The 19,936-nt window shown below is 66.2% G+C and carries 2 protein-coding genes; both read left to right on the top strand.

Features of this window, described 5'->3' with window-relative positions; all coding sequences use genetic code 11:
* The first annotated feature begins 540 nt into the window (after nucleotides 1-540).
* On the top strand, nucleotides 541-3,423 hold the full coding sequence (gene pabB / locus RHA1_RS32585; protein WP_011598489.1) for an aminodeoxychorismate synthase component I: 2,883 nt from the start codon (nucleotides 541-543) through the stop codon (nucleotides 3,421-3,423).
* Between the two features lies 1 nt (nucleotide 3,424).
* Nucleotides 3,425-19,915 (top strand): non-ribosomal peptide synthetase, encoded by a 16,491-nt coding sequence (locus RHA1_RS32580; RefSeq protein ID WP_011598488.1) that lies wholly within the window; start codon nucleotides 3,425-3,427, stop codon nucleotides 19,913-19,915.
* The last annotated feature ends 21 nt before the right edge of the window (nucleotides 19,916-19,936 follow it).

Below are 19,936 nucleotides of genomic sequence, written 5' to 3'. Positions count from 1 at the left end.
GGGTGACCTTGTTTCCACAGACTTTCGTGACTTAAGGTGGAGTGCGCGCATCGCGCGGCGTGTCGGGGTCTGGGCGGGTTGCGCTGATAGACAGGCTAAATAGCCCTTCTAAGGATTGATCATGTCCACCAGGCCCACCGGATCGACGGTCCAAGTAACCAGTTGCCCCTCGGCCGGCTCGTCACCAAGAATGCACCAGCGGGCATCGCCGGCACTCAGGCGCAGCTAGTCAGTTTCCTCAGGTCGGCGGAGCCTCTCGACGGGGCCGACACGTCGAGAGGTCTTGGTGAAAACCATCCGCACCATCGCTGGCACGGGCGGACTTCATGGCTTGGCGCCTCATTCGCACAACGTCGGCCGTTTCGCGCCCAGTCAATGAATCACACGAGCTCCCCGTCCTGGAGGAGGGTGCCACGGGTGGTGCGCGCTCAGACGAAAGCTCCTGCAACAAGTTCGAGGGACCTCATCAAGTCGATGCACCGGCGAGAGAGAGAGAGAACGCAGTGTCGCATCCCTCACACGCCGAGAACCGGGCAAACGATGTTTACCAAGACGTTGTTGATCGACAACTACGACTCCTTCACATACAACCTCTACAGCTTCCTCAGCGAGGTCAACGGGTGCCCGCCAACGGTGGTACGCAACGACGTCGACTGGCGTGCGATCGAACTGACCGAGTTCGACAATATCGTGATCTCTCCGGGGCCCGGTCGTCCAGCAAGCGAACGCGACTTCGGCATCAGCTCGCGGGCCATTCTGCAGGGTGGGCTTCCGACACTAGGAGTGTGCCTCGGCTATCAGGGTTTATGCCAACTGTTCGGTGCACATGTCGTCTTGGCACCAGAGCCGAGGCACGGTCGCAACTCAGAGGTATTCCACGACGGAAGAGAATTGTTCGCGGGCCTCCCCTCGCCCCTGTCGGTCGTCCGCTACCACTCTCTCGCCGTCGAAGATCTCCCAGACGAGCTGGAGCCGACTGCGTGGACATCCGACGGGATCCTAATGGGGGTACGGCACCGCCTGCGCCCGCTGTGGGGGGTGCAATTTCATCCGGAGTCGGTCTGCACCGATCGTGGACACGAACTCCTCGCCAACTTCCGTGACCTCACCCCGACTCGCCGGAAGGGATCCGCCCCGAAGCCTCGACGTCGGCCGCGGACCTTATCGCCATACGTGGTGGAAACACGACGGATAGATCGGCGAGTCGACCCACAGACGGTGTATGAGCGCCTGTTCGCAGACGGCCCCAACAGTTTTTGGCTCGATGGCAGCTCCACAGTGGAGTCGGACGCCCGCTTCACCATCATGGGCGACGCATCTGGCCCACGCGCCGAGTACGTCACGTACGACGTTGCGGACGGCACCGTCCTGGTGCACCGTTCCGGCGTTCCGGCCGACAAACGACGCGTGCGATTCTTCGACTATCTCGACGAACAGTTGCGGACCCGCGCTGTGCCGCCATCGCCGGACCTGCCGTTCTCGTTCAATCTCGGCTACGTGGGCTACCTGGGCTACGAGTTGAAGGCCGAAGCCGACGGCAATGCGCAACACTCCGCGGACACACCGGACGCGGCCCTGGTCTTCGCCGACCGCGCCGTCGTAATCGACCACGTCGACGGCAGCTGCTACCTGCTGGCGCTCAGCGAGCAGGCCCACGAACCCGGAACCCGCGACTGGATGCGCCGTACGGCCCAGGTGATCAACCGGTTGCCCGTCACGACCGACGATGCGCTTCCCGCGCGGCCGCTCATCCGGTCGGCGGCAGACCCGCGCATGACGCTGCGCCACAACCGTGAAACCTACCTCAACAAGATCCGTACCTGTTTGGAGAACATTCGGGTCGGCGAAACGTACGAAGTGTGCTTGACGAACCACGCCCAGATCGATGTCGAGATAGACCCCGTCGAAACTTTCGCCTACCTCCGATCCATCACTCCAGTGCCCTACGCAGCACTCCTGAGGTTCGAGGCAGCGGACATACTCAGCGCCTCCCCCGAGAGGTTTCTGCGCGTGGACGCCGACCGGGTAGTGGAGTCCAAACCGATCAAGGGCACCCGGCCGCGGGGTGCAACCGCTGCGGCGGACGACGCGCTCCGCCAGGACCTGCTGACGAGCGAAAAAGACCGGGCCGAGAACCTCATGATCGTCGACCTCGTGCGCAACGATCTCTCACGGGTCTGCACTCCCGGTTCGGTGCACGTACCACGATTGTTCGACGTCGAAACCTACGCACCGGTCCACCAACTCGTGTCAACGGTGCGGGGGACGTTACGCGGTGACGCGACTGCGGTCGGGTGTGTGCGCGCCTGCTTCCCGGGTGGCTCGATGACCGGAGCACCGAAGATACGCACCATGGAAATCATCGATCGGCTGGAGGAGGGGCCGCGAGGCGTGTACTCGGGCGCCCTCGGCTGGCTGTCCATCAACGGCACCGCCGACCTCAGCATCGTCATCCGAACCATGGTGTCCCGGCACGGGACAGTGAGCTTCGGGATCGGGGGCGCCATCGTCGCATTATCCGACCCCGACGAAGAGTTCACCGAGACCCTGGTCAAGGCAGCCGCCATGCGCAGGGCCCTCACGATCAGCGCCGGCAGGTCCCCCGCCCTCGCCCACAGCGTTGGTCCGCAGACCTCGAGTGACACCATCGATCGGGCTGGGCGACGACTCTCGCGGGCCGAACTGGGCGGTGTAGAGGTGTGGGTCTGCCCCGGTGTGCCGGCACCCAGGGCCAACACCGAACTTGTACTTGCCGAGGCCCTCGCCGATATTTCACATGTCACGACTCCAGTGGTCGTGGATCTGTGCACCGGTTCGGGAGCAATCGCCCTGGCAATCGCGCATGCCCGAGCCGATGCCGGTGTACACGCCGTGGATGCGGATCCGACGGCCCTGAACGTGGCTCGACGCAACATCGAACGTCAGATCCGCCTCGGCGAGAGCCCGATCGTGCTTCACGAAACCGCCGTCACCACGCCCAATCTACTGTCCGGCCTCGACGGAACGGCCGATCTTGTCCTCGCCCGTCCACCGTGCATTCCCGACGACGAAGACCTTCCCTCTCAGTGCGGCGAGTACTGCCGACGGGCTTTGGTCAGTGGCACAGATGGGCTGAAGCTCGCCCGGCAAACGATTGTTGCGGCGGCCCGGCTCCTGCACGCGGGCGGCAGCCTCGTCGTCGAGCATCGTCCCGACCGCTACACGACAGTGCTCGCACTACTCGAAGGGAACAAGTTATTCGGCAACGTGGCAACACATTTCGACCAGGCGGGAGAAGCGGCCTACACCACATGCGCGCGGACCTCCATGCGGCCCCAGCACACCGAGGTCGGGTCCGAGTCCAACCCTTGCACACCTCCTGACGCAAGGAGAAGATCGGAGAAGAGTCGTGGATGCCGTCCCGCCACGGATTCCAGGAGTTGAAATGCGCTCGGGGACCTGCCTTCCGTCGGGGGCGTGCCGTTTATCTGCTGCGCAAAAGGGAATCTGGTTCGCCCAGCAACTGGCCGGCGAGCTCCCGATCACGATCGCGCAGTACGTCGAGGTCTTCGGCGAGTTGGATATCGATTTGCTCGAGGCGACCAGCCGCGTGGCGGCGAGGGAGTTCGGTTCCGGGTTCTTACGCCTGGTCGATCACGACGGTGAGCTGTATCAACTGGTCGACGATTCTTCCGACAGCGGGATCCGGCGAATCGACTTTCGCGCGGAGGACGACCCGAGCGTCGCCGCGCAGCAGTGGATGCGCCGCGAGTTCAGCACCCCGATAGACCTCCTCCACGATGCGCTCGCCGTCTCGGCGATACTCCGGGTCGGTGACCGGCACTACTACTGGTACTCACGCATTCACCACATCGCCCTCGACGGCTACGGCGCCATGACGCTGATGCAGCGTATTGCCGAGTTGTATACGGCCGCAGGTGCCGGTGTCGAGGCCCCGCCGCTCCACGTGCTGGACCTCGCGCAGATCGTTGAAATCGATGCTGCCTACCGGAACTCGGATCGCTTCGAAGCGGATCGGCGGTATTGGGCGGAACGGACCTCGGGACTGCCGGAGCCTGCGAGCCTGGCCGGGCGGTCGGCACCCGTCGAGGCGCATCCGCGAGTGGCCAGCGCGGCCTTGTCACCCGACGTAGCCTCAATGCTCGATTCGGTCGTCTCGAAGCACAATTCGAGTGCGGCACCGGTCCTGGTCGCTGCGCTTGCCGGCTTCCTGTGCCGGATGACAGGCAGATCGGACATCGTACTCAGTCTGCCGGTGTCGGCCCGAACGACCGCACCGCTGCGGCGGTCAGGCGGCATGGTGGCCAATGTCGTGCCGTTGCAACTCGAGGTGGGCGCGGACGTGACGATCGGAGCCCTGATCAAGTCCGCACAGCTCGAGTTGACTGGGGCGCTGCGGAGGCAGCGGTACCGCCGTGAGGACATCTGCCGTGATCTCGGCAGGGACATCAGCCGCAATCGCTCGTTTGGCCCGACTCTCAACATCATGCCGGCCGACCGAGAGATCCGGCTGGGCCCGCACCTCGGCCGACTGCACGTGTTGACCTCCGGGCTCGTCGACGATCTTTTCGTCAACATCTACCCGAGCGTGGGGGGCACCACCACACACATCGACTTCCAGGCCAACCCGAGCCTGTACGACGACGACGTTCTCGATCGTCATCACCACCGCTTGTTCCTATTTCTCGACCGCTTCCTTTCTGCCGATGCGGGGAGTCGGGTCGGTGACCTCGACATCCTCGACGCCGACGAACGACGGAACCTGCTCGACCGCACCGGCGGCCCCGAACACCCCGCAACGACGCTGCCACAACTGCTCACCACCGCCGCAGCACACGACCGCACCGCACCGGCGGTGATATACCGAGACCACCACCTGTCCTACGAACAACTCGACACCGCATCCTCCCAACTCGCACGGATCCTGATCGCCGAAGGCATCGGCACCGAAAACACCGTCGCCATCGCACTCCCCCGCTCCCCCGACGCGATCCTCGCAGTCTGGGCGACCACCAAAACCGGCGCCGCATTCCTCCCCATCGACCCGAACTACCCGAAAGACCGCATCACCCACATGCTCTCGGACTCCCGAGCCGCACTCGGGCTAACCACCACCGAGCACGCCACCACCCTGCCCGGACCACTGCCGTGGCTCGTCATCGACACCCCCGACATCCAAACCCGCTGCAACACCATCGATCCAGGACCCATCACCGACACCGACCGACTCCGACCCCTGCACACCACCAACACCGCCTACCTGCTCTACACCTCCGGCTCCACCGGCACCCCCAAAGGCGTCGTCGTCACCCACCAGGGGCTGGCCAACCTCGCCGCCGAACAACACGAACGATTCACCACCACCCCCCACTCCCGCACCCTGGCCGTGGCATCACCGAGCTTCGACGCCTCGGTCTTCGAACTGCTCCTCGCCGCCGGAACCGGCGCCACCATGGTCATCGCCCCACCCACCGTCTTCGGCGGCGACGAACTCACCCACCTCCTCCACACCAACCACATCACCCACGCCGTGATCACACCCGCCGCACTGGCCACCATCGACCCCACCCACCTCCACACCCTGCACACCGTCCTCTCGGCCGGCGAAGCCTGCACCCCCGACCTGCTCACCCGCTGGACCACACACACCGACACCTCCCCCACCCACACCCCCCGCCGCTTCTTCAACGGCTACGGCCCCACCGAAACCACCGTGATGAGCAACTGCAGCGGACCACTGCCCCCCGGCGGCCCCATCACCATCGGCGGCCCGATCCGCGGCACCCACGCCTACGTCCTCGACGACCGACTCCGCCCCGTCCCCACCGGCGTGACCGCAGAACTACACCTCGCCGGGATCCAACTCGCCCGCGGATACCACAACCGACCCGCACTGACCGCCGAACGGTTCGTCGCCAACCCCTACGGCCCACCCGGCGAACGCATGTACCGCACCGGCGACCTCGTGCGCTGGCACCCCGACGGCACCCTCGAATTCCTCGGCCGCCGCGACCTCCAAATCAAACTCCGCGGCCACCGCATCGAACTCGCCGAAATCGAAGCAACCCTCACCACCCACCCCGACATCACCCACGCCGCAGTGACAGTCCACAAGGGCCCAGTCACCGAACAACTGGTGGCCTACGTGGTGCCGACCCCGGGCGCCCAAATCGACCCCGCTCGGGTCCGCGCCTTCGCCGCCGACCGCCTCCCCGACTACATGCTGCCCGACCCCATCACCGTCCTCGACCGACTACCGCTGACCCCCAACGGCAAGATCGACCGGCGAGCACTCCCCGCACCAGCACCGTTGAAGCCCCAGTTCCGACCACCGGTCACCCCCACCGAACAGACCATCGCCGACGTCTTCACCGACGTCCTCGAGCTCGACCGCGTCGGGGTTGACGAGTCGTTCTTCGCTCTAGGTGGCGACAGCATCGTCGCGATTCAGTTGGTGTCGCGCGCGAAAGCCCGGGGCGTGGTGTTCTCCTCACGCGATGTTTTCGAGCGCAGGACTGTTAGCGGCTTGGCTGAAGTCGCGCAGCGTCCCGAGGACTCGGGACTACCGGTGGCCCTCGAGGAGTTGCCGGGCGGCGGTATCGGGTGGATGCCGCTGACCCCGGTCGCGCGGGCGCTGATCGAGCGGGGCGGTGGCTTCGGTCGATTCTCGCAACACATGTTGGTGGAGTTGCCGCCCGGAATTGAGCGCGGTGAGTTGGTGGCGACGATCGAGGCCGTGCTCGATCACCACGACATTTTCCGCTCACGACTCGTCGGCGACGAGCGTGGGTGGGGTCTCGAAGTCGGTGGGTCGGATGCCATCGATGTGGACGGCCTTGTTCGTCGGGTGGAGGTCACCGCCGATCTCGACGAGGAAGCCGCGGCGGCGTTGGCGTCGGCGCAATTGGATGCGGCGTTGGGGCGGTTGGCGCCGACGACGGGTGTGATGGTGCAGTTCGTGTGGCTCGATTTCCGGTCGGAATGCAGCACCGCACAGCGGCCGGGCCGGTTGCTGATCGTCGCGCACCACCTGGTGATCGACGGGGTGTCGTGGCGGATAATCCTGCCGGACTTGGCCTCCGCGTGGGCGCAGGTGTCCGCTGGGCACACTCCGGTGTTGGATCCCGCCGGAACGTCGATGCGTCGGTGGTCGCACGCGTTGGTCGAGGAGTCGTCGGCCCCGGCGCGGCTGGCGGAGTTGCCGATGTGGCAGGCGCTGCTGCAGGCGCCCGACCCGGTATTGGGCCTCCGCCCGTTCAACGCGGCTATCGATGTGGGATCCACCCTCGACCGGGTCGAGGTGAGCGTACCGGCGCCGGCGGTGGCATCACTCCTGACGACCTTGCCGACACTGTTCCACGGCGGCGTCGAGGATGGACTGCTGGCGGCATTGGCATTGGCCGTCTGCCGGTGGCGGCGCGCACGACAGGTCTCCGAATCCTCGACGCTGATCCAACTCGAGGGACACGGCCGTCAGGAGCAGATTGCCGCGGGAGCGGATCTGTCTCGGACGGTGGGATGGTTCACCACTGTGTTTCCGGTGCGTCTGGATATCGGGGCCGCCGACCTCGACGAGGCCTTCGCCGGTGGCGCCGCGGCCGGTGTGGTGGTCAAGTCGATCAAGGAGCAGCTGAGGTCCATACCGGACAGGGGAATCGGCTACGGGCTCCTGCGCTACCTCAATCACGAGACAGCCGAGCAGTTGCGGTCGCTGCCGGTCGGCCAGATCAGCTTCAACTACCTGGGCCGGGTGTCTGGCGGTGGTTCACCGAACGAGGTGCCGGGGGCCGAGTGGGCACCGTGCGGCCATCTCGGCGACATCGCCGCTCCGGGAGATGCCGACATGCCGGCGAACGGCGTCGTCGACATCAATGCGATCGTCACCGACGGCAGCGAGGGTCCGGTGCTGGGCGCCACGTTCACGTTCCCGACGGGTGCAATCGGGCGGACCGAGGTGCAGGACTTGGCGGGAGAATGGTGCGCTGCGCTCGCCGCGCTCGCCACCCATGCGCAGACCCCCGACGCCGGCGGGCTGACACCGTCGGACCTGCCGTTGGTCACCACACGTCAATCGGACATCGACCGCTGGGAAGCGGCGTATCCGGCGGTGACGGACGTGTGGCCCCTGACGCCGCTGCAGTCGGGTCTGCTGTTCCATGCGCTGTTGGCCGCGTCGTCGGTCGACGTGTACTCGATGCAGGTCGTGTTCACCCTGACGGGCCGGGTGGACGCCACACGGTTGCATGCGGCGGCGCAGGCGGTACTGGATCGGCACCCGAATCTGCGGGTGGCGTTCGTCGGGGGAGCCGACGGCATACCCGTGCAACTGGTGCTCGACAAGTTGCCGGTGCCGTGGCGCGAGGTCGATCTACGCGACGTCGACGACGCCGCTCGCCCGGACGCGTTGACGCGACTGCTGGCCGCGGACCAGGCCAGGCATTTCGACATGACCGCACCGCCGTTGATCCGGTTCACACTGGTCACGGCAGCTGAGGACCGGTACGAACTGGTCGTCGCCAACCACCACATCCTGCTCGACGGATGGTCGATGCCACTGCTGATGACGGACTTGCTCGCGCTCTATGCCGCCGGCGACGAGGCGTCGGCGTTGCCTCCCGCCCGTCCGTATCGCAGTTATCTGGAGTGGCGCGCCGAACAGGACGAGGCGGCGTCGCGGCGGGCGTGGGCGGCGGCGCTCGAGGGTGTCGACGGCCCGACTCTGCTCGCCCCGGCCGACCCGGGCCGAGAGATCTCCTCGCGGGCGGGTGAAGTAGCCGCCGATCTCGGCGAGCAAAGGACACGTGCCCTGTCCGAGTTGGCCGCCCGGCTCGATGTCACCGTCAACACGGTGATGCAGGCGGCCTGGGGAATTCTGATGATGCGGATGACCGGCCGCGACGACACGGTCTTCGGCAGCACCGTGTCAGGACGGCCACCCCAGCTCACAGGCGTGGAATCGATGATCGGGCTGTTCATCAACACGGTGCCGGTCCGGGTGCGGGCGGATCCGGACGAGACGATCACCCAACTGCTGACGCGGATGCACCGTGAACAGGCCGACCTGCTCGACCACCTCTACCTCGGGCTCACCGAGATTCAGCAATCCGCCGGAACAACCGACACCCTCTTCGACACGCTGACGGTGTTCGAGTCGTATCCCGTCGAGCAGGCCACACTGACCGAACAGGCCGACGCACTCGACGGCATCACCCTCGCCGGTGTCAACGCCAACGACAACACCCACTACCCCCTCGCCCTGAAAATCACCGTCGACACCCAAATCCGACTAAGCCTGACATACCTCCACGACCTGTTCGACGAACCATACGTCCAGGCCCTGCTGCACCGATACCTGCGCCTTCTCGGAGCCATCATTGCCGATGCGGGCAGCCCGGTCGGCGACATCGACATCCTCGACCCCGACGAACGACGGAACCTGCTCGACCGCACCGGCGGCCCCGAACACCCCGCAACGACGCTGCCACAACTGCTCACCACCGCCGCAGCACACGACCGCACCGCACCGGCGGTGATATACCGAGACCACCACCTGTCCTACGAACAACTCGACACCGCATCCTCCCAACTCGCACGGATCCTGATCGCCGAAGGCATCGGCACCGAAAACACCGTCGCCATCGCACTCCCCCGCTCCCCCGACGCGATCCTCGCAGTCTGGGCGACCACCAAAACCGGCGCCGCATTCCTCCCCATCGACCCGAACTACCCGAAAGACCGCATCACCCACATGCTCTCGGACTCCCGAGCCGCACTCGGGCTAACCACCACCGAGCACGCCACCACCCTGCCCGGACCACTGCCGTGGCTCGTCATCGACACCCCCGACATCCAAACCCGCTGCAACACCATCGATCCAGGACCCATCACCGACGCCGACCGACTCCGACCCCTGCACACCACCAACACCGCCTACCTGCTCTACACCTCCGGCTCCACCGGCACCCCCAAAGGCGTCGTCGTCACCCACCAGGGGCTGGCCAACCTCGCCGCCGAACAACACGAACGATTCACCACCACCCCCCACTCCCGCACCCTGGCCGTGGCATCACCGAGCTTCGACGCCTCGGTCTTCGAACTGCTCCTCGCCGCCGGAACCGGCGCCACCATGGTCATCGCCCCACCCACCGTCTTCGGCGGCGACGAACTCACCCACCTCCTCCACACCAACCACATCACCCACGCCGTGATCACACCCGCCGCACTGGCCACCATCGACCCCACCCACCTCCACACCCTGCACACCGTCCTCTCGGCCGGCGAAGCCTGCACCCCCGACCTGCTCACCCGCTGGACCACACACACCGACACCTCCCCCACCCACACCCCCCGCCGCTTCTTCAACGGCTACGGCCCCACCGAAACCACCGTGATGAGCAACTGCAGCGGACCACTGCCCCCCGGCGGCCCCATCACCATCGGCGGCCCGATCCGCGGCACCCACGCCTACGTCCTCGACGACCGACTCCGCCCCGTCCCCACCGGCGTGACCGCAGAACTACACCTCGCCGGGATCCAACTCGCCCGCGGATACCACAACCGACCCGCACTGACCGCCGAACGGTTCGTCGCCAACCCCTACGGCCCACCCGGCGAACGCATGTACCGCACCGGCGACCTCGTGCGCTGGCACCCCGACGGCACCCTCGAATTCCTCGGCCGCCGCGACCTCCAAATCAAACTCCGCGGCCACCGCATCGAACTCGCCGAAATCGAAGCAACCCTCACCACCCACCCCGACATCACCCACGCCGCAGTGACAGTCCACAAGGGCCCAGTCACCGAACAACTGGTGGCCTACGTGGTGCCGACCCCGGGCGCCCAAATCGACCCCGCTCGGGTCCGCGCCTTCGCCGCCGACCGCCTCCCCGACTACATGCTGCCCGACCCCATCACCGTCCTCGACCGACTACCGCTGACCCCCAACGGCAAGATCGACCGGCGAGCACTCCCCGCACCAGCACCGTTGAACCGACAGTTCCGACCACCGGTCACCCCCACCGAACAGACCATCGCCGACGTCTTCACCGACGTCCTCGAGCTCGACCGCGTCGGGGTTGACGAGTCGTTCTTCGCTCTAGGTGGCGACAGCATCGTCGCGATTCAGTTGGTGTCGCGCGCGAAAGCCCGGGGCGTGGTGTTCTCCTCACGCGATGTTTTCGAGCGCAGGACTGTTAGCGGCTTGGCTGAAGTCGCGCAGCGTCCCGAGGACTCGGGACTACCGGTGGCCCTCGAGGAGTTGCCGGGCGGCGGTATCGGGTGGATGCCGCTGACCCCGGTCGCGCGGGCGCTGATCGAGCGGGGCGGTGGCTTCGGTCGATTCTCGCAACACATGTTGGTGGAGTTGCCGCCCGGAATTGAGCGCGGTGAGTTGGTGGCGACGATCGAGGCCGTGCTCGATCACCACGACATTTTCCGCTCACGACTCGTCGGCGACGAGCGTGGGTGGGGTCTCGAAGTCGGTGGGTCGGATGCCATCGATGTGGACGGCCTTGTTCGTCGGGTGGAGGTCACCGCCGATCTCGACGAGGAAGCCGCGGCGGCGTTGGCGTCGGCGCAATTGGATGCGGCGTTGGGGCGGTTGGCGCCGACGACGGGTGTGATGGTGCAGTTCGTGTGGCTCGATTTCCGGTCGGAATGCAGCACCGCACAGCGGCCGGGCCGGTTGCTGATCGTCGCGCACCACCTGGTGATCGACGGGGTGTCGTGGCGGATAATCCTGCCGGACTTGGCCTCCGCGTGGGCGCAGGTGTCCGCTGGGCACACTCCGGTGTTGGATCCCGCCGGAACGTCGATGCGTCGGTGGTCGCACGCGTTGGTCGAGGAGTCGTCGGCCCCGGCGCGGCTGGCGGAGTTGCCGATGTGGCAGGCGCTGCTGCAGGCGCCCGACCCGGTATTGGGCCTCCGCCCGTTCAACGCGGCTATCGATGTGGGATCCACCCTCGACCGGGTCGAGGTGAGCGTACCGGCGCCGGCGGTGGCATCACTCCTGACGACCTTGCCGACACTGTTCCACGGCGGCGTCGAGGATGGACTGCTGGCGGCATTGGCATTGGCCGTCTGCCGGTGGCGGCGCGCACGACAGGTCTCCGAATCCTCGACGCTGATCCAACTCGAGGGACACGGCCGTCAGGAGCAGATTGCCGCGGGAGCGGATCTGTCTCGGACGGTGGGATGGTTCACCACTGTGTTTCCGGTGCGTCTGGATATCGGGGCCGCCGACCTCGACGAGGCCTTCGCCGGTGGCGCCGCGGCCGGTGTGGTGGTCAAGTCGATCAAGGAGCAGCTGAGGTCCATACCGGACAGGGGAATCGGCTACGGGCTCCTGCGCTACCTCAATCACGAGACAGCCGAGCAGTTGCGGTCGCTGCCGGTCGGCCAGATCAGCTTCAACTACCTGGGCCGGGTGTCTGGCGGTGGTTCACCGAACGAGGTGCCGGGGGCCGAGTGGGCACCGTGCGGCCATCTCGGCGACATCGCCGCTCCGGGAGATGCCGACATGCCGGCGAACGGCGTCGTCGACATCAATGCGATCGTCACCGACGGCAGCGAGGGTCCGGTGCTGGGCGCCACGTTCACGTTCCCGACGGGTGCAATCGGGCGGACCGAGGTGCAGGACTTGGCGGGAGAATGGTGCGCTGCGCTCGCCGCGCTCGCCACCCATGCGCAGACCCCCGACGCCGGCGGGCTGACACCGTCGGACCTGCCGTTGGTCACCACACGTCAATCGGACATCGACCGCTGGGAAGCGGCGTATCCGGCGGTGACGGACGTGTGGCCCCTGACGCCGCTGCAGTCGGGTCTGCTGTTCCATGCGCTGTTGGCCGCGTCGTCGGTCGACGTGTACTCGATGCAGGTCGTGTTCACCCTGACGGGCCGGGTGGACGCCACACGGTTGCATGCGGCGGCGCAGGCGGTACTGGATCGGCACCCGAATCTGCGGGTGGCGTTCGTCGGGGGAGCCGACGGCATACCCGTGCAACTGGTGCTCGACAAGTTGCCGGTGCCGTGGCGCGAGGTCGATCTACGCGACGTCGACGACGCCGCTCGCCCGGACGCGTTGACGCGACTGCTGGCCGCGGACCAGGCCAGGCATTTCGACATGACCGCACCGCCGTTGATCCGGTTCACACTGGTCACGGCAGCTGAGGACCGGTACGAACTGGTCGTCGCCAACCACCACATCCTGCTCGACGGATGGTCGATGCCACTGCTGATGACGGACTTGCTCGCGCTCTATGCCGCCGGCGACGAGGCGTCGGCGTTGCCTCCCGCCCGTCCGTATCGCAGTTATCTGGAGTGGCGCGCCGAACAGGACGAGGCGGCGTCGCGGCGGGCGTGGGCGGCGGCGCTCGAGGGTGTCGACGGCCCGACTCTGCTCGCCCCGGCCGACCCGGGCCGAGAGATCTCCTCGCGGGCGGGTGAAGTAGCCGCCGATCTCGGCGAGCAAAGGACACGTGCCCTGTCCGAGTTGGCCGCCCGGCTCGATGTCACCGTCAACACGGTGATGCAGGCGGCCTGGGGAATTCTGATGATGCGGATGACCGGCCGCGACGACACGGTCTTCGGCAGCACCGTGTCAGGACGGCCACCCCAGCTCACAGGCGTGGAATCGATGATCGGGCTGTTCATCAACACGGTGCCGGTCCGGGTGCGGGCGGATCCGGACGAGACGATCACCCAACTGCTGACGCGGATGCACCGTGAACAGGCCGACCTGCTCGACCACCTCTACCTCGGGCTCACCGAGATTCAGCAATCCGCCGGAACAACCGACACCCTCTTCGACACGCTGACGGTGTTCGAGTCGTATCCCGTCGAGCAGGCCACACTGACCGAACAGGCCGACGCACTCGACGGCATCACCCTCGCCGGTGTCAACGCCAACGACAACACCCACTACCCCCTCGCCCTGAAAATCACCGTCGACACCCAAATCCGACTAAGCCTGACATACCTCCACGACCTGTTCGACGAACCATACGTCCAGGCCCTGCTGCACCGATACCTGCGCCTTCTCGGAGCCATCATTGCCGATGCGGGCAGCCCGGTCGGCGACATCGACATCCTCGACCCCACCGAAAAACAGCTGATCCTCGAGGACTGGAACCACACCGATCATGCGACAACCACCGACACACTGGTGTCGATCTTCGGTGCGCAGGTCGCGCGCACACCCGACGCGCCCGCGGTGGTGGACGGAAACCGAACACTGTCCTACGCCGAGTTCGATGCACGCGTCAATCGCCTCGCCCGACACCTGATCACCCAGGGAGTGGGCCCGGAAACCATCGTGGCCCTGCGGATGCGCCGCTCCCTCGACTTCGTCGTCGGCGTCTACGCGACCCTCACCGCCGGTGCAGCTTATCTGCCCATCGACCCCCACCACCCGGCCGAGCGCGCACACTTCATACTCGCAGTGGCACAACCCACCTGCATTCTGACCACCACCCACGACGAGCAAGTCGATCTGCCCGACCCGGTACCGGTCCTCCACCTCGACACCATCGATCTGTCACCGCTGTCCGCGGCGCCGGTCACCGACGCGGACCGGCATGCACCACTACGCCCGCAGAACACGGCCTACGTGATGTTCACCTCGGGATCGACCGGCCGGCCGAAGGGGGTGACCGTGGCGCACAGCGCGATCGTCAACGAGGCTCAGTGGGTTGCGTTCGACTACGGCTTGGGTGACCGTCTTCTGCAGAGCAACGCGGTGACCTTCGACGCATCGACCCCCGATCTCTTCGCACCGCTGCAGGTCGGCGGATGCGTGGTCTTGGCAGGGCCCGACGGCCAACGCGACCCCGACTACCTCGCCGAACTCATCCGCACCCAAGCGATTACCCACATGTCGTCGGTGCCGACGGTACTGACCGCCCTGATGGCCAGCCGATCACCCGACGTCCTCCGCGGCGTGCGGGTGGTCTACCTCGGCGGTGAATCACTGTCCGGGAACACGGTCGCGCGGTTGGCGGAGTTCGGTCCTGCGACGGTGTGGAACCAGTACGGGCCCACCGAAACCACCGTCAGCGTCATCTGCCACCGCTGCACCCAACACGAAGAGTCGGTGGTACCCATCGGCACACCGCAGACCAACTGCCACGCCTACGTGCTGGACCACCGCTTGCATCCGGTACCGGTGGCGGTGGTGGGCGAGTTGTATGTGGCCGGGGTCCAGCTGGCACGCGGATACCACAACCGGCCCGCACTGACCGCCGAACGGTTCGTCGCCAACCCCTACGGCCCACCCGGCGAACGCATGTACCGCACCGGCGACCTCGTGCGCTGGCACCCCGACGGCACCCTCGAATACCTCGGCCGCCGCGACCTCCAAGTCAAACTCCGCGGCCACCGCATCGAACTCGGCGAAATCGAAGCAACCCTCACCACCCACCCCGACATCACCCACGCCGCAGTGACAGTCCACCACGACCACCACACCGGCGACCGGTTGGTCGGCTACGTCGTCCCCCGCGACGGCGCCCGCCTCGACCCGGCTCGTGTCCGCGCGTTGGTCGCGGACCGCCTCCCCGACTACATGGTGCCCTCACCGATTACGGTGTTGGATCGTTTGCCGTTGACGGCCAGTGGGAAGGTGGATCGGCGGGCGTTGCCGGCACCGGTGTTTCCGGTGCCGCAGTACCGGGCGCCGGTGACGGTGGCGGAGGGGGTCGTTGCCGGCGTGTTCGCAGATGTCCTCGATCGCGAGCGCGTCGGGCTCGACGACGACTTCTTCACCCTGGGAGGCAACTCGCTGCTTGCCACGCAGGTGGTGTCCCGGCTGGGTGCAGCAATGGATGCGCGGGTACCGATGCGGGTGTTGTTCGAGGCGTCGTCGGTGCAGGCACTGTCGACGTGGCTCGAGTCCCGGGCCGCTGCGGGTGCACACACACCCCTGGTTCCGCGGACCCGACCCGAACACATCCCGCTATCGTATGCGCAGCAACGCATCTGGTTCCTCAACCGGTTCGACCCACACTCACCGGTCTACAACATTCCATTCGCCGTGCGCCTGTCGGGACCATTGGACACGGCCGCACTGCTGGCAGCGATCGCAGACGTCGTGGACCGGCACGAGACCCTCCGGACGATCTACCCCGAATCCGAGGCCGGCCCGCACCAAGTGGTTGTCCCGGCGGCCGAGGTCAGCGGCGGATTCGCTACCGCCGCGGTGACCGAGAACGAGCTCGCCACGCGACTGCTGTCGATGGCCTCGTCCGAATTCGACGTCACCACATCGGTGCCGGTGCGGGCCGCCTTGTTCGAGACGGCCGAAAACGAGCACGTGCTCGCCGTGGTGCTGCACCACATCTGCGCCGACGGCTCCTCGATCGCCCCGCTGGCCCGGGATCTCATGGCCGCCTATACGGCCCGAACCGGCGGACACACGCCATCGTGGCCACCACTGGCGGCGCAGTACGCCGACTACACCCTGTGGCAACGCGAACTACTCGGCTCCGACGACGACCCGAACTCGTTGCTCGCCCGGCAGCTGACCTACTGGCGTTCCACACTCGACGGGCAACCGGAACAGCTCGAACTGCCCGGGAACCGAACGCCGCCCGCCGTCACCCACCGTGGACGAACCCACACGTTCACCCTCGACGCGCCCACCCACCGCGCGGCAGCCGAACTCGCACGACAGCACACCGCAACGGTATTCATGGTGCTGCACACCGCATTCGCGGTGTTCCTGGCCCGGACATCGGGAACCGGGGATATCGCGATCGGCACCCCCGTCGCCGGCCGCGGCGACCCGGCCCTCGACGACCTGGTCGGCATGTTCGTCAACACCCTGGTACTGCGAACCCCGGTCGACGGTGCCAGCAGCTTCACCCAACTGCTCACGACGGTGCGAGAAACCGACCTGGCCGCATTCGAGCACGCCGACGTGCCGTTCGAACGGGTGGTCCAGGCCCTCAACCCGGCACGGTCGACCGCCCGACACCCCCTGTTCCAGGTGATGCTCGTCTTCCAGAACCAGGAGCACCCGAAGCTCGAACTGGAGGGGCTGACCGCCCGTGTCGAAGACATCGACCACACCGCCACCCAGTTCGACCTCACGCTGATGGTGAGCGAACGCATCGATCGCGATGGTGCCGCTCGCGGTCTGACCGCCGCACTGACATACGCGCAGGACCTGTTCGACGAGGACACCATCCGCGGCTTCGCCGACAGATTCACCCGGCTCCTCGAGGCCGTGGTGGCCGATCCCAACAGCCCGGTCGGCGACATCGACATCCTCGACCCCACCGAAAAACAGCTGATCCTCGAGGACTGGAACCACACCGATCATGCGACAACCACCGACACACTGGTGTCGATCTTCGGTGCGCAGGTCGCGCGCACACCCGACGCGCCCGCGGTGGTGGACGGAAACCGAACACTGTCCTACGCCGAGTTCGATGCACGCGTCAATCGCCTCGCCCGACACCTGATCACCCAGGGAGTGGGCCCGGAAACCATCGTGGCCCTGCGGATGCGCCGCTCCCTCGACTTCGTCGTCGGCGTCTACGCGACCCTCACCGCCGGTGCAGCTTATCTGCCCATCGACCCCCACCACCCGGCCGAGCGCACACACTTCATACTCGCAGTGGCACAACCCACCTGCATTCTGACCACCACCCACGACGAGCAAGTCGATCTGCCCGACCCGGTACCGGTCCTCCACCTCGACACCATCGATCTGTCACCGCTGTCCGCGGCGCCGGTCACCGACGCGGACCGGCATGCACCACTACGCCCGCAGAACACGGCCTACGTGATGTTCACCTCGGGATCGACCGGCCGGCCGAAGGGGGTGACCGTGGCGCACAGCGCGATCGTCAACGAGGCTCAGTGGGTGGTCGAGGCGTTCGATCACCGTGCCGGTGACCGTCTTTTGCAGAGCAACGCGGTGACCTTCGACGCATCGACCCCCGATCTCTTCGCACCGCTGCAGGTCGGCGGATGCGTGGTCTTGGCAGGGCCCGACGGCCAACGCGACCCCGACTACCTCGCCGAACTCATCCGGGCTCAGAAGGTCACTCACGTTGCGTCGGTGCCGACGGTGCTAACCAGTCTGATGGCGAGCCGGTCGTCGGACGCTCTCGATGGGTTGAAGGTGGTCTACCTCGGCGGTGAATCACTGTCCGGGAACACGGTCGCGCGGTTGGCGGAGTTCAGTCCGGCAACGGTGTGGAACCAGTACGGGCCCACCGAAACCACCGTCAGCGTCATCTGCCACCGCTGCACCCAACACGAAGAGTCGGTGGTACCCATCGGCACACCGCAGACCAACTGCCACGCCTACGTGCTGGACCACCGCTTGCATCCGGTACCGGTGGCGGTGGTGGGCGAGTTGTATGTGGCCGGGGTCCAGCTGGCACGCGGATACCACAACCGGCCCGCACTGACCGCCGAACGGTTCGTCGCCAACCCCTACGGCCCACCCGGCGAACGCATGTACCGCACCGGCGACCTCGTCCGCTGGCACCCCGACGGCACCCTCGAATACCTCGGCCGCCGCGACCTCCAAGTCAAACTCCGCGGCCACCGCATCGAACTCGGCGAAATCGAAGCAACCCTCACCACCCACCCCGACATCACCCACGCCGCAGTGACAGTCCACCACGACCACCACACCGGCGACCGGTTGGTCGGCTACGTCGCCCCCCGCAACGGCGCCCCCCTCGACCCCACCACGATCCACACCTTCGCCGCCGACCGCCTCCCCGACTACATGGTGCCCACCCCCATCACCATCCTCGACGCACTACCCCTGACCACCAACGGCAAGATCGACCGGCAAGCACTACCCACCCCGGTGCTCCCGACACCGCAGTACCGGGCGCCGGTCACGGCGGTGGAGGGGGTCGTTGCCTGGGTGTTCGCCGACGTCCTCGGCCGCGACCGAATCGGACTCGACGACGACTTCTTCACCCTGGGAGGCAACTCGCTGCTCGCCACACAAGCGGTGTCGCGGCTGCGAGAGGCGCTCGGCGTCGAGATCCAAGTAATGTGGCTCTTCACCGACTCCACGGTCGAAGCGATCGCCAGTAGAGTCGAGGCGGCCTCCGACGGGTCGACACGTATCGCGCCGACCGGACCTTCGGCGTTCGACGTCCTGTTGCCGATCAGATCAGCCGGGGATTCCGACCCCATCTTCTGCATACACCCAGCCAGCGGATTAGCCTGGTGTTACGCAGGTTTGGCTCCACACATCGAACCGGGACGGCGAATCTACGGGCTGCAATCCCCCGAACTCGTCGAAGACGACCCGCATCCCCGTTCGATCGAGCAGTTGGCGGAGCAATACGTCAGGGAGATCCAGGCCGTGCAATCAGATGGGCCGTATCGCCTGCTCGGCTGGTCCTTGGGCGGAGTTATTGCCCACGCCGTAGCCACACGACTCCGCCTTCTCGGGAAGCAGGTCTCGATGCTGGCGATGTTGGACAGCCGGTTCCGCGAAGCGGAATCGACTGCAAACCAGGAATTCACTGTTGAAGACATCCTGGTCGAGCTAGCCGATCTGTTTGGATTCGGTGCCGAAGACTTCGATGCCGCGGGAGAAACCATGTCGGCTGAACAAGCGACCGAACTGATTCATCTGCGAACCGGAGCATTCGAGTTTCTCCAGCCATCACACGTGAAGCGGATCGTCGAATCCTTCAATGACGCGCCACGGTTGGTCGCCGACTACCGCCCCGTCGTGTTCGACGGAGACATGGTTTTCTTCGCCGCCGCAGCTGGCGAGATGACCCAGGAGATTGCCGAAAGTTGTTGGAATCCATACATAACTGGTTCAATCGACTACTATCCCATCGATGCCACGCATATTCGTATGACCACGCCACGTGCCTTGGCAGAGATTGCACGAGTTCTCAACACTTACCTCGTCGACGCTGTCAGTTAGCGGCGCCTCCCCGTGTCAAAC

The sequence above is a fragment of the Rhodococcus jostii RHA1 genome, assembly GCF_000014565.1.
GTDB classification, from domain to species: domain Bacteria; phylum Actinomycetota; class Actinomycetes; order Mycobacteriales; family Mycobacteriaceae; genus Rhodococcus_F; species Rhodococcus_F jostii_A.
Note: the sequence above shows the minus strand (reverse complement) of the source record. Positions and strands in the feature narration are given on the sequence as shown.

Bases quoted from the DNA above. Each gene is read 5' to 3' on its own strand.
- pabB (WP_011598489.1), top strand. From the start codon at position 541: ATGTTTACCAAGACGTTGTTGATCGACAACTACGACTCCTTCACATAC.
- RHA1_RS32580 (WP_011598488.1), top strand. From the start codon at position 3,425: ATGCGCTCGGGGACCTGCCTTCCGTCGGGGGCGTGCCGTTTATCTGCT.